The organism is Martinezella sp. CNPSo 3959 (genome assembly GCF_057784355.1).
In genome coordinates this window covers 16,596-40,023 of sequence record NZ_JBXSOV010000022.1, presented here as the reverse complement: position 1 = coordinate 40,023, position 23,428 = coordinate 16,596, and the positions used below count along the sequence as shown (strand labels likewise).

Here is a 23,428-nt window from a genome sequence, read left to right as displayed (position 1 = left end):
GGCGCCAACCGCGCCGGTAGCCACACCACCGAGCGCGCCGCCAATACCGCTGGCTCCACCGACAGCTCCATTCAGAGCACCGGCCACAGAGCCAACTGCACCAACCGCGCCGGTAGCCACACCGCCGAGCGAGCCACCGATACCGCTGGCTCCGCCAACAGCTCCGTTCAGGGCACCGGCTACAGAGCCGACCGCATTGCCTGCGCCATCAGCAGCGCCGCCAAGCGCACCGACCAGACCAGTGGCTGCACCACCAGTTCCGCCGATAGCGCCAACCGCACCATTCGCAGCACCACCCAGGGCACCGACCGCACCGGTAGCAGCACCACCGAGCGAGCCGCCGATACCGCTGGCTCCGCCAACAGCCCCGTTCAGGGCACCGGCTACAGAGCCGACCGCATTGCCTGCGCCATCAGCAGCGCCGCCAAGGGCACCGGCCAGACCTGTGGCTGCACCACCAGTTCCGCCGAGAGCACCGACCGCACCATTCGCAGCGCCACCCAGCGCGCCGACCGCGCCGGTAGCCACACCACCGAGCGAGCCGCCGATACCGCTGGCTCCGCCGACAGCCCCGTTCAGAGCACCGGCCACAGAGCCAACTGCACCAGCTGCACCGTCAGCAGCGCCACCGAGCGAGCTGCCGATACCGCCAGCTCCACCGACAGCTCCGTTCAGAGCACCGGCCACGGAGCCAACCGCACCAGCTGCACCGTCAGCAGCGCCACCCAGCGCACCGACCGCGCCAGTGGCCGCACCACCGAGCGAGCCGCCAATACCGCTGGCTCCGCCGACAGCTCCGTTCAGAGCACCGGCTACAGAGCCGACCGCATTGCCTGCACCGTCAGCAGCGCCATTCACGGCGTTGGCCACGGAGCCGACCGCACCAGTTGCACCATTCGCTGCGCCGCCAAGCGCACCGACCAGACCAGTGGCTGCACCACCAGTTCCGCCGAGAGCACCGACCACACCGGTAGCCGCACCACCAAGCGAGCCGCCAATACCGCTGGCTCCGCCGACAGCTCCATTCAGAGCACCGGCTACAGAGCCGACCGCATTGCCTGCACCATTCGCAGCGCCATTCACGGCGTTGGCCAGAGAACCGACCGCACCAGCTGCACCATTCGCAGCGCCACCAAGCGCGCCGACCGCGCCGGTAGCCGCACCACCGAGCGAGCCGCCAATACCGCTGGTTCCACCGACAGCTCCGTTCAGAGCACCGGCTACAGAGCCAACCGCATTGCCTGCACCATCAGCAGCGCCACCCAGCGCACCGATCGCGCCGGTGGCCGCACCACCGAGCGAGCCGCCGATACCATTGGCACCGCCAACAGCCCCGTTCAGAGCACCGGCCACAGAGCCGACTGCACCAGCTGCACCGTCAGCAGCGCCACCGAGCGAGCCGCCGATACCGCTGGCTCCGCCGACAGCTCCGGTCAGAGCACCGGCCACAGAGCCAACCGCATTGCCTGCGCCATCAGCAGCACCACCAAGCGCACCAACCAGACCAGTGGCTGCGCCACCGGTTCCGCCGAGGGTACCGACCACACCGGTGGCAACACCACCGAGCGAGCCACCGATACCGCTGGTTCCACCGACAGCTCCGTTCAGAGCACCGGCCACAGAGCCAACCGCATTGCCTGCGCCGTCAGCAGCGCCGCCCAGCGCACCGACCAGATCTGTGGCTGCACCACCGGTTCCGCCGAGGGCACCGACCAGACCTGTGGCTGCGCCACCAGTTCCGCCGATAGCGCCAACCGCGCCATTCGCAGCGCCACCCAGCGCACCAACCGCGCCGGTAGCCACACCACCGAGCGAGCCGCCGATACCATTGGCTCCGCCAACAGCCCCGTTCAGAGCACCGGCCACAGAGCCGACCGCACCAGCTGCGCCGTCAGCAGCGCCACCGAGCGCACCGACCGCGCCGGTGGCCACACCACCGAGCGCACCGCCAATACCGCCGGCTCCGCCAACAGCCCCGTTCAGAGCACCGGCCACAGAGCCGACCGCACCAGCCGCACCGTCAGCGGCACCACCCAGCGCACCGACCAGACCTGTGGCTGCGCCACCAGTTCCGCCGAGGGTACCGACCGCACCATTCGCAGCGCCACCGAGGGCGCCAACCAGACCAGTGGCTGCACCACCAGTACCGCCGAGAGCACCAGCCGCACCATTCGCAGCACCGCCAAGGGCGCCAACCGCGCCGGTGGCCGCACCACCGAGCGAGCTACCGATACCGCCAGCTCCGCCGACAGCCCCGTTCAGAGCACCGGCTACAGAGCCAACTGCATTGCCTGCACCATCAGCAGCGCCGCCTAGCGCACCGACCAGACCAGTGGCTGCACCACCAGTTCCGCCGAGGACACCGACCGCACCATTCGCAGCGCCACCAAGCGCGCCGACCGCGCCGGTGGCCGCACCACCGAGCGAGCCACCGATACCGCCAGCTCCACCGACAGCCCCGTTCAGAGCACCGGCCACAGAGCCAACTGCGTTACCTGCGCCACCAGCGGCACCATTCACGGCGTTGGCCAGAGAACCGACTGCGCCCCCGAGCGAGCCGCCGATACCGCCGGCTGCACCATTCACAGCGTTAGCAAGGGAGCTAGCTGTACCGCCAGCAGCTCCCTTCACGGTTTTTTGAAGCGAGCCGACAGTAGTGCCTACGGACTTTTGCGTGGCCTTAGCGACGCCTTTGGCAGACTTCTGCGCCGCCTTGGCGACACTCTTCACGGACTTATGTACGGATTTGTCTACACTCTTGGCGGTTTTACCGAGGAACTTGTGAACGGACTTGCCGACGCCATTAGTCATGCCACTCACAGATGAACTCACGCCACCCGCGATGTTGCCAACAGATCTGCCGGCACCACCGACTGAGGAGTTAGCGCCGCCTAATGCGCTGCCGACAGACCTGCCCGCACCACTCGCAACGCCGCCAGCGGATCTTCCAACTCCACCCACGGATCCACCCACGGACGAACCCACGCTTCCAGCAGATCTACCGATGCCGCCTACAGCACCGCCGACCGAAGAACCGACGCCACCTACCGCACCACCAACGGAGGAACCTACGCTTCCAACGGCGCCACCAACGGATCTACCGACGCCGCCTACCGCACCGCCCACAGAGGAGCCTACGCTTCCAACGGCACCGCCGACCGAAGAACCTACGCTGCCAACGGCGCCACCAACGGATTTACCGACGCCACCTACCGCACCGCCCACAGAGGAGCCGATACCCCCCAATGCACCGCCCAACGAACCACCACCGGGACTACCCGCTCTAGCAATGCCTCCACCGGTTTGGACCACTGCAGCTGTCAACAACGCAATAGTTGCCGTGGAGATAAGGAGTTGAGAACGATTGGAAATCTTTGACATGACTCAGACCCTCCTACTGGGTTTCTGCAAAAACGAGGGCGACGAGCCACCTAACAATCCGGTAGGTCGTTCACCCGACAAAGCCTCAGAAAGTTCAATCAAATCCGACATCTCACTTGGTCTTCCGTGCCAGGAAATTCGGGGCATGCGATACCGTTTCCGGCCCGCGACCACCGCGGACCGAACTCAGATTCCTTCTTGAATGAGCAGGCGAATCAGCCTATACAGACACTGACTTAGTCAGGCAGCTGCATCGGGCCACACGACAAGAGCTTTGTTTTCTTCGGAGCCTTGGAAGGGCAGCGCATAGCGCAACATTGGCGCTCCGATTGCTCGAGTTGCGCTGGTTCTTGTTCAAAATCCCCCCGGTTGCTCTACTAAAGTCTGATCGCTATCCGCCTCCTGTTTTTAGCTGATCGGCCACTAAGCTGACACATTTGCGCCACGAATTCTTTGTCATCTCTTGTTTAGTTTTGACTAAAATAAGCAATTGTGATCGATTCGCTATATCCCGCCGCGCTCAGCAAGGCGAAAAAGTTCAAATTTTATAATAATCTAAATCATACTTAAGAACATAAGTTTGAGACGCGTTCCTGTCATGCCTTGTCGCTGGCGACCTCGTAGACCTATCGCTTGGACCATCATTGCGATGCCGTCGAGAGGGGCATTCACTCCATCAGTTCTCAGTGGAAATCAACGCTTGCCGCGCTTAAGAGGTTGGGAGGTACGCTGATGCAAGATTACCTCTATTCACGGCCGTTAAGCGATAAAGATGCTGCCGAATGGTGTTTCAGCGTCGCGCGGCAAGCTAGCGCGCCAGCTGACTGCGCCGCAAGCATTCCCGATGCCTGCCACAAATGGCACCCAGGCTCTTGAGCGCGATCGGTTGAAGCAGCCAGATCCTTTTGCGCCTCCAGTTCGGCAAGGCGATTGGAAAGTGCAGCGCGTATCGCCCTGTAGGATCGCTACCCGTGACGAGCCTTGGCGGTCTGGGCGCTCGGGAAGACTGGCTATGATCGCTTTAGCCGTTTTTACAGTGTCACCTGGTGAGCTGCAGGCCCCACTGTGTCGAGTTTCACGACGCTTTAATCCGGATTTTCATCTGACGCTGATCCATTCATCCGCAGGGAACTCGTTGATAAAACCGCTATATCAATATCGAAACAGCGTCTCGACGAAATGCAAAACTGGATGAAATCGCGACGCAAATGAACATTCACCCTCAGCTGCAGCTATAACATTTATCGCAAGGGCTGCAGCCTTTCTTTGAGATAAAGCCCCGTCGCGTCAATGTAGCGTTGCTGGCATGATGTTTAAGTCGTTTGTTCTCTGTCTACGGGCAGCGTTATCGTGATATTCGACTGTATTTTATCTTCTCAAATCGATTAAAAAGTCTTATTGCATACTACAATCAATATTTCGCAGTTTTCGACAAAGAATTCTAACAGAAAACATGTTCTATTTCTTAATGTTGGTATGCTGATTAAGAATAATTATTACTCAGGGAGAGAGAGATGAATTCCGAACAATTGGATTTTATCGTCAGCACAGTTCTTGAGGCAATACAGCAGGGCCGGATAGGCTTTTCGACGCAGCATGTAAATGCCGTCGGAGAAGGCAATGATGTCCTTTATACCGAATGCCTGGGACGACTTATAGGCCTTGATGGAAGCGTGATCTCCGCCGGTGAATTCATCGCTCCTTTGGAAGCATTTGGGTATGCCCCATATTTCGATCGACATATGTTGAGCTTGGTATTCGATTGGTTGTCCAATAACGCGTTTGCTTCGCTCGGATGCAATATCTCTGCTGATAACTTTTCAAACGAGGCAAATTGGGCGCTGCTATATGCACAGCTCTGTCAATATCAAGCAGTCGCCTCGCGGTTGATTTTGGAAATTACGGAAAGTTTCCCGATCCAGCCGCGTTCTGGTGTTACGGAGCTAATTCAATGTATCCGCAAATTAGGTTACAGAGTGGCGATAGATGACTTTGGGACCGGCTTCTCGACGCCGGAAGTTCTGCTGTCGATGAGCGTTGACATCGTCAAAATCGACGCGCTTTTCCTTGGATTACACAGACAGAGAAAGACATCCCATTTGTTGCGCCATATGGTGGGATTAGCCTCTTGCGTTGCGCCCACCATTGTTGTTGAAGGAGTTGAAACTCGCAATCAGCTAGGATTGGCTAGGGCTGTTGGGGCGACCCATGTCCAAGGCTATCTTTTGTCAGATCCCGCCCACTCTCCGATATTCGGAGGATTGGCAGACTCCATGACGACCAAGTGGCTGATGTAAATTCACCATGCAAGGTGAAATTGCACCTTGATAAGTTGTCAATGCTGCGTGAATTTCCTCGTAAGCGCTATCTTGGGGCCGGAACCCGGCATCTCCTTTATGACCGCCTCGACCAGTGCCGACAGAGCATCAATTCCACGCCGCATATCAGTCACCCAGCAGGCCAAATAGGCCCGCACACGTCCCGAAAGCCCGATCATTACGCAGCCTCCACACAGGCGATCAAGGATGCAAGCATCTTTTGCTCGATGTCTGCCGGAACTTTCAAACCGCGACCGTTCCGGAGCAGGATCTTGATAAAAACTGGCGCCGGCGGAACGGCAGGCTCTTGCTCGAGACCTACGTCGTCCACGAGTTGTACCGGAAGGAACGATGGCAAAGCACTAAAGTGGCTGAATGTCTTTTGCCGGTGGCGTCGCCTTAACCGGCTGGATGCCTGATCTCCCGTTGAACGCTTGATCGATCTCAGTGGATAATCCACGACCGACCAACATCAGCTCGTCTTCGACGTGCTCAATCGGAAAATGCCTGAACCATCGCGAACAAGGCGGAAGCCGGCGCCATTTGGCCCAAGGAAATGAATGTGTCGGCCGACCTAGCGAAGAAAATCGGCGAGAACAACGCCGTTCCCACAACGGCAGTTTCCAAGGCAGACGCTGAGCAGATCGGCAAGGTGGCCGAATGGTACGCCAAGAGCGGCATCACTCCAGCCCTTCCGGATGTCGCAGCCGGCATTGTCTCGCTCAAGTAAGCGGTAGGATCGAACAACGCCGTCCAAAACTCCGATCCCGGCTGTGTTGCCGGGATCTGGGATAGTTCCAGAATGCGGACATAGCTGCTCTTGCTATTATTGGCGCCACTGCAAACGATTGAGGAAGAAGCTCTCGTTCGGCGTCGGCTGAAAGTCCAAATTTTTGGCCGCCCCGTAGATCGACACCATCTGGTAAAGCGGCGCGGTCGGTATTTCACTTGCAATGAAGCTGCCGACCTTTTCATAGTCGGCAAGACGCTTCTTCTCATCCAGCGATGATGCTGCTTCATCCAGCAGGGCATCGATCTCTGGCTTGGCAGTGATGGTCCAGCTGCTGCCGGAATGAAAGAGTGAAAAGAGAGCCCCGTCTGCATCCTGACAGGCACAGGACGAGGTGCTGATGGCAAGTGTGGGACCGTCCGCTGGCCCCTTCTGGATCAATTGCAGGAAGGTCGGCGTATCGACATTGGCGATCTCGACCTCGAAGCCGACATCCTGCAGCTCCTGCTGAATGGCTTGCGCCACCCTCTGGTCGAAGAAGGCGCCGATCGTCAGCTGAAATTTGGCCGGTCTACCGACAGCCGCGATCAGCGATTTTGCCTTGTCCGGATCGAAGGGCATCCCCTTGATCGTATCGCTCCAGCCAAAATGCGCCGGCGTCACCATCTCGGCGATCGGCTTGTCGAGTCCGCCGAGGATACCCTGCGTAATGCCATCCTTGTCGATCGCTGAGGCCAATGCCTGACGAAGCTCAAGCTTGTCGAACGGCGGCTTATTCGGATTGATGCGAATATAGGCAAGCCGCTCGGTGAGGACAGGCAACGCCTTGGCATTCGGGGACGTCTGCAATTGCCCGGCCTGGTCGGAGGTCAACGCCCTTGCCAGATCCACGGTACCGGACTGGATGTCGGCCAGCCGCGTCGATGCATCGGGCACGGCGCGGAAGACGGCCGTCGCAAATGACCCTTTCGCTCCCCAGTAGCTGTCATTGCGCGCAAGCGTCACCGAAACGCCCTTGTCCCATTTTACGAAACGGTATGGGCCACTCCCCACTGGCTGAAGGTTGAAGGCTGCATTCCCAACCTTTTCGACGACGCGTTCAGGGACGATGGATAGGTTCGTCAGTGCGGCTAGAAGAGCGGGAGAGCTCGTCTTCAAGGTCAACGTCACCTCGTGATCGCCTGTTACGGCAGCCTTGAGGATCTTGCCGAATTGCGCGCGTTGCGGACTTGCAAATTTCGGATCGATGATGCGGTTGACACTGAATGCAACATCGCCGGCTGTCAGAACGCTTCCGTCGTGGAAATGAACGTCGTCGCGAAGCGTAAACGTGATCTCCGTATCCGAGACGTTTTTCCACGCGGTGGCGATCTGCGGGACGATCTTGCCTGCATTGTCGCGGGTGACGAGGTTGTCGAAGATGTTGCGATAGACGAAGTAGCTATCGGGATTCCATTGCAGTTGCGGATCGAGGGTTGACGGCTCATTGACGAGGTCCACCACGATCTGCTGCTTTTCGGCCGCCTGGGCCGCGGTCACGGCGGACAGCATCGATAGACCGATGCCCGCCACCAATACAAGACGCTTATGCCACTTCATTTTCCGGTTCCTCAAATGATCGATCATTGTTGATGATAGTCAGCTCCTCGCGGCAGGACCGGCGGCAATCATGTCGTGCCCTTGATCTCGACCGCAGGAGCCCGCAGGTGACAGGCGGCTTGATGGTCTCGCTCCACGAGGTTCAATGCCGGCGACAGTTCCCGGCAAATGGTCGCAGCAATCGGACATCGTGTCGAAAAACGGCAACCGACCGGCGGATCGGCCGGGCTCGGCAAGTCGCCTTCGAGAGGGATACGCTGCCGCTTTCGCTGGGCGACGGGATCGGGCAACGGCACCGCGCTGAGCAAGGCCTCGGTATAGGGATGCGTTGGTCGCGCAAAGACGTCGGCCGTTGCCCCGACCTCGGCGATGCGGCCGAGATACATGACCGCTATCCGATCGGCGAAATGGCGCACGACCGACAGGTCGTGAGAGATGAACAGGTAGGAAAGACCGAACTGACGCTGCAGCTCGAAGAGCAGATTGAGGATTTGCGAACGGATCGACACATCAAGCGCAGAGACCGGTTCATCCAGAATCAGCAGTTTCGGTTGAAGTGCGATCGCCCTTGCGATGACGATGCGCTGGCGCTGGCCGCCGGAAAAAGCGTTCGGCTTGCGGTCAGCATGTGCCGGATTGAGCCCGACCAGTTCCAGAAGCTCTGCGACGCGTCGACGCCGCTCCTGCGCGGTTCCGACACCATGAATGGCCAGCGGCTCGGCAATGCTGTCACCAATGTCCATTCGCGGGTTGAGTGCGGAGAGCGGGTCCTGAAACACGATCTGAATATCCCGCAGCCGTGCAGCGGATCGATCCACGCCTTTGGCGGCAAGATCGCTATTCTCAAAGAAAATTTTCCCCGAGCTTACCTTCTGCATCCCGACGACGGCCGCGCCGAGCGTCGACTTGCCAGACCCGGATTCACCGACAAGCGCCAGGCTCTGTCCAGCTTCGATATCCAGATCGACACCATCGACGGCCTTCAGCGATCCTGTCGAATGCCCGAAGAAGCCGCGACGGATGGGAAAATGCACATGCAGATCGCGAATCGAGAGCAGTGGCGTGGTCATACCAAGCTCCCGACACGATCCTGATGCCAGCAGGCAGCACTACGGCTCGACGCCATCGGCCCAAGCCGCGGCACCTGGCGACAGTCTTCATCCGCAAGCGGACAACGCGTCGAGAACCGGCATCCAGCCGGCCACGCGCCTGCATCGGGCACCGTTCCCCTGATCGTCGGCAAAAGCTCCCCGGCATCGCTCCCATCCAAACGCGGGATGGTTGACAGCAGCAATCTCGTATAGGGATGCCTCTGCTCCCTGAAGATCGCATCGACATCGCCAACTTCAGCAATTCGGCCGCCATACATCACGGCAACCTGGTCGGCGATATCGGCAACAACACCCATGTCATGGGTAATCATCAGGATCGCGGTTCCGGTTTCATCGCGCAGTCGTTTCATCAAATCGAGGATCTGCGCCTGAATGGTGACGTCGAGTGCCGTCGTCGGCTCGTCGGCGATCAACAGTCGCGGCCTTGTGATCAAGGCCATGGCAATCATGACGCGCTGGCACATGCCGCCCGACAGCTCGAACGGATATTGCCGCGCGCGCATTGCTGCCTCCGGGATTCCGACGTCTGCAAGCATGTCGATCGCCTGATGCCATGCCTGCCGGCGGCCCAGCTTGCGATGAACGATGAGACTTTCGGCGATCTGGCGGCCGACCGGCATCAGCGGGTTGAGGGATGCGACGGGCTCTTGAAAGATCATCGCAAGCTCGCTGCCGCGCAGCCGCATCAGCTCCTTCCTATCGAGGCTGGAAAGATTGCGTCCGTTCAGTTGTACCGAGCCGCCGACCATGGTTGCCGCGGCTGGAAGAAGGCCCATGACGGCGAAAGCCGTCATGGATTTGCCGCACCCCGACTCGCCGACGATGCTGACGATCTCGCCGGCATTGACCGACAGGCTGACGCCATCGACCACAGCCTTGCGGTCAATGGAGACCTGCAGCATCTCTACGCTCAAGACCGGTGCCGTCATCAGATAGTCGCCTCGCGGACGGCCGCCCAAGGATTGCGCGGATGGACCATGCCGGTATTGATGCCATCGCGTCGCATCACCACGGACGGCACGGCAAAATTGACCGGATAGAGCGTGTCATCGATCACCTGAACGTCGAAGTCGGCGGCAATCGACGCGGCCACCTCTGCCCCGGCCGTTCGGTTCACCCTGATCGTCGTGCCGCTGGCATCGATACGCGGACTGAAGAGCGCCTTCTCCAACGACATGCCGAAAGCCAGGACGTAGGAGAGGATTTGCGCGACCGCCGGTACGATCTGCCTTCCTCCCGCTGCGCCAAGAGCCAGCTCCGGCAGACCGTCACGCGTCGCAATGATCGGACACATATTGGCAAGCGGCTGCTTGGCCGGAGCGATCGAATTCGGATGCCCCCGCCTTGGATCGAACCACATCAGGCCATTATTGAGAGCAAATCCCAATTCCGGCACCACGACCTTGGAGCCGAAGCGGGACAGAAGCGTATTGGTGAGCGAAACCATGGTCCCATGTGCATCGACCACGCTGATATGGCTGGTACAGCTTTCGCCAGCGGCGTGCCCCATATGCTTGAGGCGATATTCGCTGGCGCGACGCAACGCTCGCGCAAAAGCAAGAGCAGTCGTACCTGAATGCGGATCGGCATCGCGCGGAAGCTCTTCAAGCTCATCGAGCGCAGCAAGCAAAGTTGGGCCGCCGGAAAGACCAGGCACCACGTGGATGCGCCGCCCCATGTAGGAGCCGACGGCGGGCTGCAACCACTTTGGTGCATAGGCGCGCATATCCGCTTGCGAAAGAGCGGAGCCGCCTTTCGAAAGGTCTGCGACCAGCAGATCCGCAATCTGGCCCTCGTAGAAATCGCGCGCTCCCTCGCGCGCCAGCCTTTCCAGCGATGCGGCCTTGGCCTTCAACGGCAAAAACAGCGACCGGCCTCCTTCCGGCACGCGCGGCGCGCGGCCATCGCGAAGAAAGAGGTCGGCGGCACCCTTGAACTGCGCGAGGTTATGGCCGTCGATGGCGAGCGCGAGGGCCGCATACCAATCGACCTGCAAACCGCGATGGGCGTGCTCGATCGCCGGTGCCAGGGCATCGGCCCAGGAAATGGTGCCGAAGCGATCGAGCGCCTCGGCAAATCCGGCAACGGCTCCGGGAACGCAGATCGATCCGTAGCCAAGCAGATTGCGATCGCCCTGGACGGAGGGCCATTCGAACCAGTCCCCATCCTGACCGGCGACCAGGGGGTAATCATCAGGCCGGAGAGCCGCCGGCGAAATGACATTGAAATCGAGCACGTCGACCACCCCGGAACCGCCGTCGGCCCGTAGCATGAAGCCGCCCCCGCCAATGCCGGAAAGCCATGGTTCCACGACGCTGAGAACGAGAGCCGTCACAATGGCTGCATCGACGGCATTACCACCTGCCGAAAGGACGCGAGCGCCGGCCTCGGCCGCCAGCCAGTTCTGGCAGGCGACCAGACCGTATTCGCTGCGTGTCTCCTGCTTGCCGATCGACCAGGTCTCGTTCATGGCCTTGCCCCGAAACGCCGCGCGCCTATGGCGGAGGGAATGGCCGAGGCAACAGAAAACCGGCCGGAATTTACGGATGACGCGTGATGGGCCGCAATTTCGGCCGCGGTGGCAATCCAAGTGCCTGGCTCGGCGGTCATGGCCTCCATCAGCTTTTCGAGTGTGGCAATGCGCTGCGCCCTGCCGGAAATCCAGTCATGAACCGTCAGGGTGAAGAGACCTCCGAAGCGGTGCAGCGCCCGCCATTCGGCAAGCCAGTCCTCGAGCACGGCACTGCCTGAGACTGGCGCCCAGCGTTCGTTACCGCTGCCTTCGAACTTGTAAAAGATCGCGTCGTCCAAGGCCCATTGGACCGGGATCTCGACAACGCCATCGATATCATATGGATGGTCAAAGCCCATCAGCGAGGAGTCGTAGGCGAGGCCCCGCGCCTTGATCTCAGCCAGCATATGCGGGGTCATCTCCCAGGCGGGCGAGCGAAAGCCTACCGGCAATCTTCCTGTCTGCCGTTCGAACAGTTCGAGGCTGCTGTCGAGAGCCGCGCGGAACTCATCCTCACGAATGTCGCGCACCAGTTCGTGGAAATAGCCATGCAGCCCTATCTCATGACCGGCAGCAAGAAGGGCCGGAAGCAGATCGGGATCGGATTCGGCGACAATGGCCGGCACATAGAAGCTTGCCTTCACACGATAGCGGTCGAACAGATCGAGAAGACGACTAAGCCCCGAACGCAACCCGAAACGGCGGATCTCGAGCCGTGCGAGACGATCCGGAATACCGTCCCGATGCTCCCAGAGATAAGGAGCGGTTGCATCGACATCGACACTCAAAAGGACGGCACTCTGCTTTCCCTCCGGCCACTCGTAAGCCGGAAAGGGAGAGAAGCCCTTTGAGGCCCTGGCTCGATCCTCGACCATGTTCCTATCCTCCTGCCTTGCCTCAGAGCGGCTTCTTTTTTGCCTGGAAGACGGCAAGCGAGCCGATCGAATTGCCGCCGTCGACGGTCAGCGTCGCCCCCGTGACATAGGCAGCTGCATCCGACGCCAGATAGAGGACGGCGGTCGCAGCATCATCCGGCGACGAAATCCGGCCAAGGGGAATATTGCCGACGACCGTATCGATATGCTCCTGCGTGAGGTGGCTGACGTCGCTGCCCGGCGCAAATCCCGGCTCGACGATGTTGACCCGGATGCCGAATTCGGCAAGCTCCAGGGCGAGCCCTTTGTTCAGACGGTCGAGTGCGGTCTTCGAGGTGCAGTAGGGAACGACCGTGCTGCGCATCTTGCGCGATGCGCCGGAAGAAATATTGACGATCGAGCCCTTCACGCCTTTGTCGATCATCTGAAGGGCAACGCCTTGCGACAATAGGAACGGCGCACGAAGATTGATGTCGAAGATCCGGTCCCAATCCTCGGCAGTCAGGTCGAGCAGGAAGCCGGACGGATAGATGCCGGCATTGTTGACGAGAACGTCGGCCGAGCCCCAGTGCCCGGCGATGGCGAAAAGGAGCGACTTGATATCCGCATCGGAGGTCAGATCCGCCACATGCTGCAGATGGTCCCCGCCGATCTCCTGCGCTGCCGAAGCAAGGCGGGAACCATCGGCGTCCGTCAGGAGAAGCTCGGCCCCGGCATGGGCGAAAGCCTTGGCGATCCAGCCGCCGAAAATGCCGGCAGCCCCTGTCACGACCACACGCTTGCCTTTGAAATCTTCAGAGAAATCGACCATTTTACGCACTCCTTGGGTCAAGGCGATCCCTTAGGAAATCGCCCAGGACATTGACGGACAAAACAAGAAGAAAAAGCGCCAGCCCCGGCATGACGGAGAGCCACCAGGCATTGGCGACATAGTTGCGGCCAACCGAAAGCATTGCTCCCCAGCTTGCGGTCGGCGGCTGCACGCCAAGGCCGAGGAAGGACAACCCTGCTTCGAACAGCACCATCAGACCGAATTCAAGGGTGGCGACGACGACGAGTGCGCCTGCGATATTCGGCAAGACATGGTAGCGCAGCACCCGCAGCCATCCTGCGCCCATCGCTCGCGAAAGGCGGAGATAGGACATATTGGTGATAACAAGGGTCTGGGCATAGGCAACGCGCGCGTAACGCGGCCATCGTGTGAGAGCCAGAACAAGGACGACATTCTGCAGGCCCGGCCCAAGCGTTGCCACGGTGATGATGGCAAGCAGAATGGCGGGCACAGAAAGCACGATGTCGACGAGGCGCATGACCACGGTTTCGACCCAACCGCGATAAAAGGCCGCGAGCATTCCGAAAATGCAGCCGGCAATGCCTGAGAGCAATACCGACGCGAATGCGACGAGCAGCGAGACGCGCGCTCCGTAGAGCAGACGGCTCAGCGTATCGCGTCCCAGCTCATCGGAGCCGAACAGGAAATGCGTCATGCGGATAACGGTGCCTGGCGGCTTCAGGCGTCCGAGAAGGTTCTGTGCATTTGGGTCATAGGGAGCGATCAAAGGAGCGAATATGGCCGTAAGGACAATGATCGTCAGGATCAGGACCGAGAGGATGACCGTCAACGGCGGCTTTCCGGCCAGCCTGCTTGCTTTGGCAAGGGCCGCAATCATGCCGGTCTCCCGCCAAGACGAATGCGCGGGTCGATGAGGCTGTAGAGCAGGTCAGCGGCCAGATTGAGCAGGATCGCCACCGCCGCACCAATCAGTACGATGCCCTGAACCACGGCGAAATCGCGTGCGCTGATGGCCTGTATGGTCAACTGGCCGAGGCCTGGCCAGGCAAAGACCGTTTCGATAATGATCGCACCCGTCAGCAGATTTGCGATTTCAAGCGCGGAGATCGTCACGATCGGAACCGCGGCATTGCGCATGAGATGGTGGAAGACGAGGCGAGACGTCGACAGGCCCTTGGCGTGGGCGGTGCGAACATAATCCTTGCTCAGCTCATCGAGGACCGAGGTGCGCGTGACGCGGGCGAAGGTCGCCATCGACAGAAGACCGAGAGCAAAGGACGGCATCAGCAGGCTTTCGAGCCCGTTGGCCCCGGATGGCGGCAACCAGCGCAGAAAGACCCCGAAGAACATGATGAGCAGAACCGAGGTCCAGAAGGTCGGCATGGATTGGCCGACCAGCACGAGACCGATCAGCCAGCGGGCTTCCCAGCGCTTGCGCCGCACGGCCAGCACGACGCCGATCGGCACGCCAAACCCGATGGCGACCAACAAGGCGCCGGCCGCAAGCTGCAACGTGTAGGGAATGCGGCTGGCGATGATCTCGATCACTGGCAGGTTCTGCACATAGGAGCGACCGAGGTCGAATTGCGCCAGACTGGAGAGGAAGTGGAAATACTGGATGTAAAGCGGCCTATCGAAGCCGAGAGCGGTCCGCATGACATCGATATCGGCCTGAGTGGCACCCTGCGGCACCAGCAGCAGCACCGGATCGCCGGTCAGGCGTTGCAGAAAGAATACCAGCGTTATAACGCCGAACAAAGCGATGAAGGCCTGGATCAAGCGTCTGGCGATAAAGGCAGCCATCTCCTTTTCCTTTCCCCGACAATCCGGGCCTCGACAAACAGCCAGGTTAAACGCAGTTCGAACTTCGCCACGTCAGCTCTAGTCGTGCCAGCTCACCCTGTTGAGGAAGAAGCTCTCATTGGCCGTCGGCTTCCATTCAAGCTTGTCGGACGCACCGTAGATAACGGCTGCCTGATAAAGCGGCAGGATCGGAACATCCTTTGCAACGACCGTGGCGACATCCTTGTAGGCCTCAAGCCGCTTTTTCTCGTCGAGCGTATTTCGCGCGCTGTTGAGGAACGCATCGATGCTCGGGTCGGAAACGGCGGAAAATGAACTGCTGCTATGCAGCAGGGGGAAGGATATGCCATCCGCATCCTGACACGCGCAGGACCAACGGCCGAAGGAAATGGCCGGCTGCTTGACTTTCTCGCTCTGAACGCGCTGCAGATAGGTGGCAAAATCCACCGTCTCGACATTCACCTTGAAGCCGACATCATTGAGCTGCTGGACGATTGCCTGGACGATCCGTTGATCGAAGGTCGGAGAGGTCAGGAAAGCGATCGGCTGGGTCGCGACGCCGCCGGCCTTTTCCACGAGCTCATGTGCCCGTTTCGGGTCGAAGGGAAGGCCCTCGATGCCGGGAACATATCCCGTATAGACCGGCGAGGCCAATTGCGGGACGGGCTTGTCGTAGCCGCCAAGCAGGCCATCGACGATCGACTGCTTGTCGATGGCATAAGCAACAGCTCGCCGTAAATTGACATCGTTGAACGGAGGAATAGATGGGTTGAGCTTCAGATAGGCAATGCGCTCCGTCACCGCCGTCAACACCTTGATCCCACTTGCCCCTTGAAGCTGGGCTGCAAGATCCGGATCGAGCGTCACGGCAAGATCCGCGCTCCCTGCCTTCAAGTCCGCGACTCGGGTGGCGGCGTCCGGCACGGCACGAAATTCGGCACTATGAAAATAGCCCTTGCTGCCCCAATAACCATCGTTGCGCACCAGGGAAACGGCAACGCCGCGCTGCCACTTTTCGAATTTGTACGGACCGGAACCGACAGGCGAAAGATTAAAAGCATCGTCGCCTACGGTCTCAACAACATGCTTCGGTATGATCGAAAGCTTGACGAGCTGTGCCAGGAGCACCGGATAAGGCCCATTGGTGCGAATGGTCACTTCATGCGGGCCAGTGACCGCAGCCGACAGGATTTTGTTGAACTGACTTAGCTGCGGGCTTGCGAACTTCTTGTCGATGATGCGGTTGACGCTGAAGGCGACATCGTCCGGGGTCAGTTTCTGTCCGTCGTGGAAAGTCGCGTCGTCGCGCAATATGAAGGCAATTTCCGTGTCCGATTTATACGTCCAGGATGTCGCGATCGCCGGCACGATCTTGCCATTGTCATCGCGCGTGAGCAGCTGGTCAAAGATGTTGCGATAGACGAAATAGCTATCCGGATTCCATTGCTTCTGCGGGTCGAGCGACGACGGCTCGCTCACAAGATCGATCACGACCTTGTCCTTTGCGGCATGGCCCGCAGCAGACATCATCGTCGCAACCGAAACGGCAATCGCAAGAGTTCTTATCGCGCGCATCTAAAAATCCTTTTTCAAAAGCGATTGCTCCCGGACGGGACGAGAAATATGGGCGTCATCACTTGATACCGAAGGACGCCTCGCCTTGCGCCCCACGGGCGCAGCAAGCTCCGACTTCAGCAGACTTGCCTGGGTAAATTCGGCAAAGGCATCACAAGCGAGCCTGAGCAGTTCTGCCGCGTCGCCATTGCGATGTGCCTTCTTGGCCGCAACGAAATCGGTCCAGTCGACAGCCTCGAGACGCTGGACGGAGGATGCCTCGAAAAAATTGAGGTAATAATCGGCCCTATGCCACAGGATATCCAGCCAATCGGCAATCAGCGGCGCTCTAAGACGCGCGGCGAGCAGGCCCCTGACCTGCCACTCATATTCCCGAATCAGGGATAGCTGCGATCCATGAGCCGAGCCACCCAATCGCAACGCCGCCTGCATGTCACACAAGCTCTCCAGCCGGGCAATATCGTCACCGGAAAGATCGACGTCCACCAGAAGCGGCTCCAACCGAGCTCGACCTAGCGTAATTTCTCGTAGACCCAACGCCGTAATCGAGCAAACCCGCCACCCACTTCTTGGCTGGGCTGAAACGAAGCCCTTATGCGCCAGACGGCTGAGCGCGGATCGAACGACCCCGCGCCCAAACCGATAGGTATCGCAAAGAACCTGTTCGGAGAGGCGCTCACCCGGAGAAAACTCACCGAGCTTGATTGCGTTGCGAATCCTATCCTCGGCGATGGCAACGAGATCGCTGGGGCCTTGAACAAGAAAAGGGCTTTGATGGTCGAGCATATTGTAAAACTAACATCTCAGTTTTCAAAACTGAAGTCTCAAATGTCCTATTCCTCATCTTTTTTGTAGAGAATTTTTACACATTATGGATCGTTCGGGGTTTGAAGTTGCGAGTGCGTTCCGAGACGGACGAATGCTCGCCGAAGCTAGCGAGCGTGGGATTAATTGACCCACTGGCGCGAATGCGCATATCCATCGCGCCCGCTATGGCCGGCCCTATCCGTTCACCGTAGCGGCATAACGGACGGCGCAGCTATTGCTGTCGAATTGCCGAGCAGGCTATGCGACCGGCAATGGACTTCACTCTTACGCATGGGTGATGCTGTGACCGACGGGAGCCATGCCGGTCATGTCGGCTTGAGGCCGAGCACATTTCGTCATCCGATCCGCCAGCCGCCGTTCACCGAAATCACGGTTCCGGTCACGAATGATCCCGCCTCCGAGACGAGCCAGAGAACGGCACCGGCTATATCGTCAGGCGTTCCCGCCCGGCCCATCGGCGTTGCGGCAACGATCTCCGACACGCGATCATCCGACCAACTCTCGGTGAAGCCGGTGCCTGCGATGAAACCGGGTGCTATCGCATTTGCCGTGATGGCACGCGGCGCCAGTTCGCGGGCCAGGGCATAGGTCAGGCCGTGCAAACCAGCCTTCGATGCTGCATAGGCCAAGCCGCCGGCCCGACTTCCTCCCGTTTGGGCACCAATCGAGCTGATATTGATGACACGACCGCCAGGACCGACAAGTTTTGGCGCAGCAATCAGTGTGGAGAGGAAACTCCCCTTCAGATTCGCGTCGATAACGGCATCCCAGCCCTGCTCCGCCTCGTCGGCCTGGCTCGTAAGGCTGACCGAGCGAACGAAGCCCGCGGCATTCACAAGAACGTCTATACGGGCGAAATCCGCAAACGCGCTTTCCACTTCGCTTCGCTTGCCAACGTCGGCACGACGCCATTGCGCGGACGGGCCGAGACGCTCCACGGCCTGGACCAGCCGGTCCTTGTTGCGTCCAATGATCACGACTCTGTAGCCGGCCTTCACTAACGATGCGGCTACGCCGAATCCTATGCCACTTGCACCCCCGGTTACGATTGCGGTCCGAGTTTCACTCATTTCGATACCTCACGTGGAAAAAGATCTTTCCAAGCATGAGACAGGATTTTTGATATGTCGAATATGCTTTGCCAAGCCGTTTGATATGCTAGATATATTGCATGCTCAGTCTCCGCCAATTCCAGCAGTTTCTCGCTGTCGCAGAAACCATGAACTTTCGCCGGGCGGCAGAGCGCCTCAACATGGCGCAGCCGCCACTGACGACCGCCATCCGCCTGATGGAAGAGGAAATCGGCGTGCGGCTATTCGAACGCACCAACAGAATTACCCGTTTGACACCCGCGGGCGAGGTTTTGCGCGAGGAAGCACGGCGGGCAATCGCTCAAGCCGAGCGTGCGGTGACGTTGACAAAGCGTGCCGGCGAAGGTGCCATCGGAACGTTGCGGATCGGTTTCGTCGCCAGCTCCATCCATCATCTGATACCGCGGATCGTCGCCGAGTTTCGACGCGCTTATCCCTCGGTCGTGTTGGAACTGGAAGAGGCGACATCCGCACGACAGATCAGCGCGGTCCTGGCCGACAGGATGGATGTTGGCCTTGTCGCGCTGCCGATCCCCTCGAGCGCGGAAACGCTGATAGCGAAGAGCGTTCTGATGGAGAGCCGGCTTATCGCCGCGATACCAGCCGATCACCCTTTGGCATCTGAGCCGTCGCTTAGGCTTGCAGCCTTGGCGGGGGAATCGTGGATCCTCTTTCCAGAAAGTGAAGGACCGGGACTGTATTCGACGATCATGCAGGCATGCTCGGAAGCAGGATTTTCACCACGTGTCGGGCAGCGTGCCGTACAGATGGAAACGATAATAGGCCTCGTGGCCGCGGGTCTCGGCGTGGCATTGGTGCCGGAAGCATTCCTGTCATCCGGCCGTGAGGGAGTAGCTTTTCGGCATCTCGATGGCATCGGAACGCCCATACCCTACAAGGTAGGCTTGGCGTGGCGAAAAGACCAATCTTTGCCCGTCCTCTCTTCCTTCTTGCGTTTCGTGGAGCAACTTCTGCAAAGCGACTAGCTTTGACAACGGCTCAGTCGGGGCTTGTATTCTCAACCTAGGAGCCAGGCAGGGCGGCTCTCTCTACACAAGCAAAGACCCAGCGCAAACCGCGGTAGTCTTTTTGCTCTTGAAACGAATCGAACCTGAGATACTAGATTGCCCATCGCGTTAGCCATCACTTAATCGCGGCAAGATTCCACCCTACTAGGGCTCGATTACCGGCCTCTTGTGAATGTTCAGCTGCCTCAGGCATGCCTCAATACACGAGCTAGCCACACTCGGTTGCGATCTATGATCACTGGGTGGGAGTGGACTTAGCGATAGGGCTTAAGCGCTGCTTGTCCATTGCTCTATTTTAGTTAATTTCGCGGCAAGAACGGATCCATCAGTAAGTCGTTCGCCCCAACCGACAGCATTCGCAGATCATCTTTTTCTCAAAATCAGAAAACTTTGGGATAGGTTTGTTCGATAATCCATAAAATCTATAGACTATTATCAATATAATTTGAGGGATTTTTGCATGAGTGTGCTCGGTATTTCTGGCGCCATTCGGCGTGCGTCGCGGACAATTGGCCTTGTTGACGCGATCACAGATGAGGTCCGAACCCATCTTGGCGCTGACGTCGGCAGGCTAGGACTCGGAGGCGCGTCACCGCGCATCGAGTGGGCTGTCGAAAAGACCCCTACTGTGTTGCCGTCTGCACGGCAGAGCGGCGATCACAAGTCATATCTCGCGCAAGCGATAGTCCGAACTTGGCGCAAGCGCGACCATTCTATAGAGAGGGAAGAGCATAATGTCGCATAGAAATAACGAAGCCGTAAAATTCGCTTACTGGGTACCGAACGTCTCGGGTGGCCTTGTCATCTCGAACATCGAGCAGCGTACGAGCTGGACAATCGAATACAACAGAAAGCTTGCGCAGATCGCCGAGGCGAGTGGTTTCGACTATGCGCTCAGCCAGATCCGTTTCACGGCGGGCTACGGCGCGGAATTCCAGCATGAATCCGTCTCCTTCAGCCATGCCCTGCTGGAATCGACAACCAGCTTGAAGGTCATTGCGGCGATCTTGCCGGGGCCGTGGAACCCGGCGCTTGCGGCAAAGCAGATCGCCACCATCAACCACCTGACCAACGGTCGCGTCGCCGTCAACATCGTCAGCGGCTGGTTCCGCGGCGAGTTTGCCGCCATCGGCGAACACTGGCTCGATCACGACGAGCGCTATCGCCGCTCCGAAGAATTCATCCGCGCGCTGCGCGGCATCTGGACCGAAGACAATTTCACATTCCGCGGCGATTTCTATCGCTTCAACAATTACTCGCTAAAGCCGAAACCGATTGATCCTCAGCCGGAAATCTTCCAAGGCGGCTCATCGCGGGCAGCCCGCGATATGGCGGCGCGCGTGTCCGACTGGTACTTCACCAACGGCAACACGCCGGCCGAAATCCGCAAGCAGGTCGACGATATTCAGTCGAAAGCCAGGGAAAACGGCCATTCCGTGCGGATCGGCGTCAACGCTTTCGCGATCGTGCGCGAGACGGAAGAGGAAGCCAAGGCCGTTCTCGCCGAGATCATCGAGAAGGCCAATCCCGAGGCGGTCAATGCCTTTGGGCATGAGGTGAAGAATGCCGGCAAAGCCTCGCCGGAAGGCGAAGGCAACTGGGCGAAATCCTCCTTCGAGGACCTCGTCCAATACAATGACGGGTTCCGCTCCAACCTGATCGGCACGCCGCAGCAGGTTGCCGAGCGCGTCGTCGCGCTGAAGCAGGCCGGTGCCGACCTGATCCTCCTCGGCTTTCTGCACTTCCAGGAAGAGGTGGAGTATTTCGGCAAGCACGTCATTCCACTGGTGCGAGAACTGGAAGCGTCGCAGGCCGCGCAACAAGTCGCAGCGGAATAAACATTCGGAAAGAAGCGGGCCGCATTCGTGGTCCGCAATTGGCGAACTAGAACGGAGCCTTCACAGCTCCGACGGGAGCCTGTGCCTACGTCAGCCAACGAATGCTGTGAGGCAGAGTGAGAGGGAAGGACATACAGGCAATGACCTATGCGCTCGAGGGGTACGAAACATCCCCTCCTCTGCCGGGACTTCAAGGCGGTCGGATCGAAATTGCAGCTCAAGCGGATTCAGTTGCCAATGCGGCGATTGCCTCTGCAGAGGTTCTGCTTGCGCTCGATGATGTCAGCCTTTCCTTTGGCGGCGTCTCGGCTCTCGCCGATGTCGACCTCAGTGTTGAGCGCGGCGAGATCCGCGCCATTATCGGACCGAACGGTGCCGGAAAGAGCTCGCTCGTCAACGTCATTTGCGGCGTCTATCGGCCGGATCGGGGCCATGTCCGGATCGGCGGAAAGCGCTACGGCAATGTTCCCACAGAAAAGCTCGCACGCCTCGGCATTGCCCGGACCTTTCAGAACCTCGCACTTTTCAAGGGCCTTAGCGTCCTCGACAATGTCGTCTCCGGTCGAGCCCATAGCGTCCGCTCAAGCTTCATCGGCCAGATCGCACGCATCGGCACTGCGCGCCGGGAGGAAGCGGATGCCCGCGAGCGCGCACGGCAGATCCTTTCTTTCCTTCACCTTGACGATGTAGCCGACCGGCTTGCCGGTACCCTGCCCTATGGCCTGCAGAAGCGGGTCGAACTTGCCCGCGCGCTGGTCGCGGAGCCGGATATTCTGCTTCTGGACGAGCCGATGGCCGGCATGACCGCGACTGAAAAGCAGGAAATGGCCGGCTTCGTGCAGGCAACCCGCAAAGCCCATGGCACCACGATCATTCTGATCGAACACGATATCGGCCTCGTAATGGAACTGTCGGATCGGGTCGCCGTGCTCGACTACGGCCGCAAGATCGCCGACGGCACGCCGGAAGAGGTGCGGGCCGATCAGCGCGTCATCGATGCCTACCTTGGCGTCGCGACGGAAAATGAAGACGGGGCGGGAATCTGATGGCGGACTTCGATTGGCTTTTCTTCATAGAGGTGCTTGTTGGCGGACTGCTGTCGGGCGTCATGTATTCGCTCGTCGCGATCGGCTTCGTACTGATCTACAAGACCTCCGGCGTGCTCAATTTCTCTCAAGGAGCACTCCTGCTTTTTGCGGCCCTTTCCTTCGTCAGCCTGGTCGAGAAAGGCGTGCCCTTTGCGCTGGCGTTCGTGCTCACCTTCGCACTGATGATCATCCTCGGCATCGCCATTGAACGTGTCGTGTTGAGGCCGCTCACCAACAAGCCGCCTATTACGCTGTTTATGGCGACGCTAGGCCTCTCCTATGTCATCGAGGGCGCCGCCCAGCTGATCTGGGGAACGCAGGTGCATGGACTGGATCTCGGCATTGAGGACGTTCCCTTCGACGTCGGCGGCGTTCTCATCAGCCAGTTCGACATCTTTGCCGCTGCGGTGGCGGCCATCATGGTGGCGCTGCTGTCTATCTTCTTCCGCTATACCCGCGTCGGTCTCGCCTTCCGCGCCGTCGCCGACGATCAGTTCGCGGCACTCGCCGTCGGCCTGCGCCTGCCCTGGATCTGGGCCACGGTGTGGGCAACCGCCGGTCTGGTAGCGCTGGTGGCAGGGCTCCTCTGGGGCGCTCGCCTTGGCGTCCAGTTCTCGCTGTCGCTCGTCGTCCTGAAAGCGCTGCCGGTCCTCGTGCTGGGCGGGTTCGACTCGGTTGCCGGCGCTATCGTCGGCGGATTGCTCATCGGAGCGACCGAGAAGCTCGCCGAGGTCTATCTCGGCGATTATTTCGGCGGGGGGATCGAAAGCTGGTTTGCCTATGTCGTGGCGCTCGCCTTCCTGCTTATCCGCCCCTCCGGCCTGTTCGGCCAGAAACTTGTCGAAAGGGTCTGAACC

General features: G+C 59.5%; 19 protein-coding genes. 8 read left to right on the top strand and 11 right to left on the bottom strand.

Translation table 11 applies throughout. The annotated features are described in order from the left end of the window. The 3 genes from AC13RE_RS27900 to AC13RE_RS27890 form a co-directional block, all read left to right on the top strand. Window positions 1-2,316: hypothetical protein (locus AC13RE_RS27900; protein ID WP_488565327.1), on the top strand; the 2,316-nt coding region annotated here is incomplete at its 5' end. A gap of 2,579 nt (window positions 2,317-4,895) precedes the next feature. Continuing rightward, a complete protein-coding gene (locus AC13RE_RS27895) occupies window positions 4,896-5,678 on the top strand; it encodes an EAL domain-containing protein (protein ID WP_488565326.1) in 783 nt (260 codons plus the stop codon). A 583-nt stretch (window positions 5,679-6,261) separates the two neighbouring features. Further along, window positions 6,262-6,429 carry a hypothetical protein gene (locus AC13RE_RS27890; protein WP_488565325.1) on the top strand — a complete coding sequence of 56 codons (168 nt, stop codon included), beginning with the start codon at window positions 6,262-6,264 and terminating at the stop codon, window positions 6,427-6,429. Window positions 6,430-6,525: 96 nt separating this feature from the next. Here the strand turns inward: AC13RE_RS27890 and AC13RE_RS27885 are convergent, their stop codons facing one another. The 10 genes from AC13RE_RS27885 to AC13RE_RS27840 all read right to left on the bottom strand — a co-directional run bounded on the left by AC13RE_RS27885 (window position 6,526) and on the right by AC13RE_RS27840 (window position 17,403). Beyond that, a complete protein-coding gene (locus AC13RE_RS27885; protein ID WP_488565324.1) occupies window positions 6,526-8,028 on the bottom strand; it encodes an ABC transporter substrate-binding protein in 1,503 nt (500 codons plus the stop codon). Window positions 8,029-8,096: 68 nt separating this feature from the next. Further along, the gene (locus AC13RE_RS27880) at window positions 8,097-9,098 is read right to left on the bottom strand and encodes an ABC transporter ATP-binding protein (protein WP_488565323.1); all 1,002 of its coding nucleotides are present in this window, start codon (window positions 9,096-9,098) and stop codon (window positions 8,097-8,099) included. After that, window positions 9,095-10,069, bottom strand: a complete 975-nt coding sequence (locus AC13RE_RS27875; RefSeq protein WP_488565322.1) for an ABC transporter ATP-binding protein — start codon at window positions 10,067-10,069, stop codon at window positions 9,095-9,097. The genes AC13RE_RS27880 and AC13RE_RS27875 overlap by 4 nt, the downstream gene beginning before the upstream one ends. Then, complete coding sequence (locus AC13RE_RS27870; protein ID WP_488565321.1) at window positions 10,069-11,610, bottom strand: gamma-glutamyltransferase family protein; 1,542 nt, start codon at window positions 11,608-11,610, stop codon at window positions 10,069-10,071. The genes AC13RE_RS27875 and AC13RE_RS27870 overlap by 1 nt, the downstream gene beginning before the upstream one ends. After that, window positions 11,607-12,527, bottom strand: coding sequence for a polysaccharide deacetylase family protein (locus AC13RE_RS27865; protein ID WP_488565320.1), 921 nt, complete (start codon window positions 12,525-12,527; stop codon window positions 11,607-11,609). The genes AC13RE_RS27870 and AC13RE_RS27865 overlap by 4 nt, the downstream gene beginning before the upstream one ends. Before the next feature lie 22 nt (window positions 12,528-12,549). Further along, complete coding sequence (locus AC13RE_RS27860; protein ID WP_488565319.1) at window positions 12,550-13,338, bottom strand: SDR family NAD(P)-dependent oxidoreductase; 789 nt, start codon at window positions 13,336-13,338, stop codon at window positions 12,550-12,552. Window position 13,339: 1 nt separating this feature from the next. After that, a complete protein-coding gene (locus AC13RE_RS27855) occupies window positions 13,340-14,197 on the bottom strand; it encodes an ABC transporter permease (protein WP_132720995.1) in 858 nt (285 codons plus the stop codon). Then, the gene (locus AC13RE_RS27850; protein WP_488565318.1) at window positions 14,194-15,123 is read right to left on the bottom strand and encodes an ABC transporter permease; all 930 of its coding nucleotides are present in this window, start codon (window positions 15,121-15,123) and stop codon (window positions 14,194-14,196) included. Before AC13RE_RS27850 ends, AC13RE_RS27855 begins: the two co-directional genes overlap by 4 nt. Window positions 15,124-15,201: 78 nt before the next feature. Beyond that, entirely contained in the window at window positions 15,202-16,698 is a 1,497-nt protein-coding gene (locus AC13RE_RS27845; protein ID WP_488565317.1) for an ABC transporter substrate-binding protein, read from the bottom strand. After that, on the bottom strand, window positions 16,699-17,403 hold the full coding sequence (locus tag AC13RE_RS27840) for a GntR family transcriptional regulator (RefSeq protein WP_488565328.1): 705 nt from the start codon (window positions 17,401-17,403) through the stop codon (window positions 16,699-16,701). It lies immediately after the preceding gene. Here AC13RE_RS27840 and AC13RE_RS27835 point away from each other — a divergent pair. After that, the gene (locus AC13RE_RS27835; RefSeq protein WP_488565329.1) at window positions 17,293-17,553 is read left to right on the top strand and encodes a hypothetical protein; all 261 of its coding nucleotides are present in this window, start codon (window positions 17,293-17,295) and stop codon (window positions 17,551-17,553) included. The two genes, AC13RE_RS27840 and AC13RE_RS27835, sit on opposite strands and share 111 nt — an antisense overlap. 308 nt (window positions 17,554-17,861) lie before the next feature. Here AC13RE_RS27835 and AC13RE_RS27830 read toward each other — a convergent pair whose 3' ends face one another. Beyond that, complete coding sequence (locus AC13RE_RS27830) at window positions 17,862-18,596, bottom strand: SDR family oxidoreductase (RefSeq protein WP_132720991.1); 735 nt, start codon at window positions 18,594-18,596, stop codon at window positions 17,862-17,864. Window positions 18,597-18,697: 101 nt separating this feature from the next. On the opposite strand from AC13RE_RS27830, the gene AC13RE_RS27825 reads away from it, so the two are divergent. From AC13RE_RS27825 to AC13RE_RS27810, 4 genes are all read left to right on the top strand, one after another. Continuing rightward, on the top strand, window positions 18,698-19,603 hold the full coding sequence (locus AC13RE_RS27825; RefSeq protein WP_132720990.1) for a LysR family transcriptional regulator: 906 nt from the start codon (window positions 18,698-18,700) through the stop codon (window positions 19,601-19,603). A 776-nt stretch (window positions 19,604-20,379) separates the two neighbouring features. After that, the gene (gene sfnG / locus AC13RE_RS27820) at window positions 20,380-21,483 is read left to right on the top strand and encodes a dimethylsulfone monooxygenase SfnG (RefSeq protein WP_488565316.1); all 1,104 of its coding nucleotides are present in this window, start codon (window positions 20,380-20,382) and stop codon (window positions 21,481-21,483) included. Between the two features lie 140 nt (window positions 21,484-21,623). Next, entirely contained in the window at window positions 21,624-22,529 is a 906-nt protein-coding gene (locus AC13RE_RS27815) for an ABC transporter ATP-binding protein (RefSeq protein WP_488565315.1), read from the top strand. After that, window positions 22,529-23,425: a branched-chain amino acid ABC transporter permease gene (locus AC13RE_RS27810; RefSeq protein ID WP_488565314.1), complete on the top strand. Its 897-nt coding sequence runs from the start codon at window positions 22,529-22,531 to the stop codon at window positions 23,423-23,425. Before AC13RE_RS27815 ends, AC13RE_RS27810 begins: the two co-directional genes overlap by 1 nt. Window positions 23,426-23,428 lie beyond the last annotated feature (3 nt).

What these genes read in the sequence shown, in the direction of transcription:
- AC13RE_RS27895 (WP_488565326.1), top strand. Translation starts at nt 4,896, where the DNA reads ATGAATTCCGAACAATTGGATTTTATCGTCAGCACAGTTCTTGAGGCA.
- AC13RE_RS27885 (WP_488565324.1), bottom strand. Translation starts at nt 8,028, where the DNA reads ATGAAGTGGCATAAGCGTCTTGTATTGGTGGCGGGCATCGGTCTATCG.
- AC13RE_RS27880 (WP_488565323.1), bottom strand. Translation starts at nt 9,098, where the DNA reads ATGACCACGCCACTGCTCTCGATTCGCGATCTGCATGTGCATTTTCCC.
- AC13RE_RS27875 (WP_488565322.1), bottom strand. Translation starts at nt 10,069, where the DNA reads ATGACGGCACCGGTCTTGAGCGTAGAGATGCTGCAGGTCTCCATTGAC.
- AC13RE_RS27870 (WP_488565321.1), bottom strand. Translation starts at nt 11,610, where the DNA reads ATGAACGAGACCTGGTCGATCGGCAAGCAGGAGACACGCAGCGAATAC.
- AC13RE_RS27865 (WP_488565320.1), bottom strand. Translation starts at nt 12,527, where the DNA reads ATGGTCGAGGATCGAGCCAGGGCCTCAAAGGGCTTCTCTCCCTTTCCG.
- AC13RE_RS27860 (WP_488565319.1), bottom strand. Translation starts at nt 13,338, where the DNA reads ATGGTCGATTTCTCTGAAGATTTCAAAGGCAAGCGTGTGGTCGTGACA.
- AC13RE_RS27855 (WP_132720995.1), bottom strand. Translation starts at nt 14,197, where the DNA reads ATGATTGCGGCCCTTGCCAAAGCAAGCAGGCTGGCCGGAAAGCCGCCG.
- AC13RE_RS27850 (WP_488565318.1), bottom strand. Translation starts at nt 15,123, where the DNA reads ATGGCTGCCTTTATCGCCAGACGCTTGATCCAGGCCTTCATCGCTTTG.
- AC13RE_RS27845 (WP_488565317.1), bottom strand. Translation starts at nt 16,698, where the DNA reads ATGCGCGCGATAAGAACTCTTGCGATTGCCGTTTCGGTTGCGACGATG.
- AC13RE_RS27835 (WP_488565329.1), top strand. Translation starts at nt 17,293, where the DNA reads ATGCGCCAGACGGCTGAGCGCGGATCGAACGACCCCGCGCCCAAACCG.
- AC13RE_RS27830 (WP_132720991.1), bottom strand. Translation starts at nt 18,596, where the DNA reads ATGAGTGAAACTCGGACCGCAATCGTAACCGGGGGTGCAAGTGGCATA.
- AC13RE_RS27825 (WP_132720990.1), top strand. Translation starts at nt 18,698, where the DNA reads ATGCTCAGTCTCCGCCAATTCCAGCAGTTTCTCGCTGTCGCAGAAACC.
- sfnG (WP_488565316.1), top strand. Translation starts at nt 20,380, where the DNA reads ATGTCGCATAGAAATAACGAAGCCGTAAAATTCGCTTACTGGGTACCG.
- AC13RE_RS27815 (WP_488565315.1), top strand. Translation starts at nt 21,624, where the DNA reads ATGACCTATGCGCTCGAGGGGTACGAAACATCCCCTCCTCTGCCGGGA.
- AC13RE_RS27810 (WP_488565314.1), top strand. Translation starts at nt 22,529, where the DNA reads ATGGCGGACTTCGATTGGCTTTTCTTCATAGAGGTGCTTGTTGGCGGA.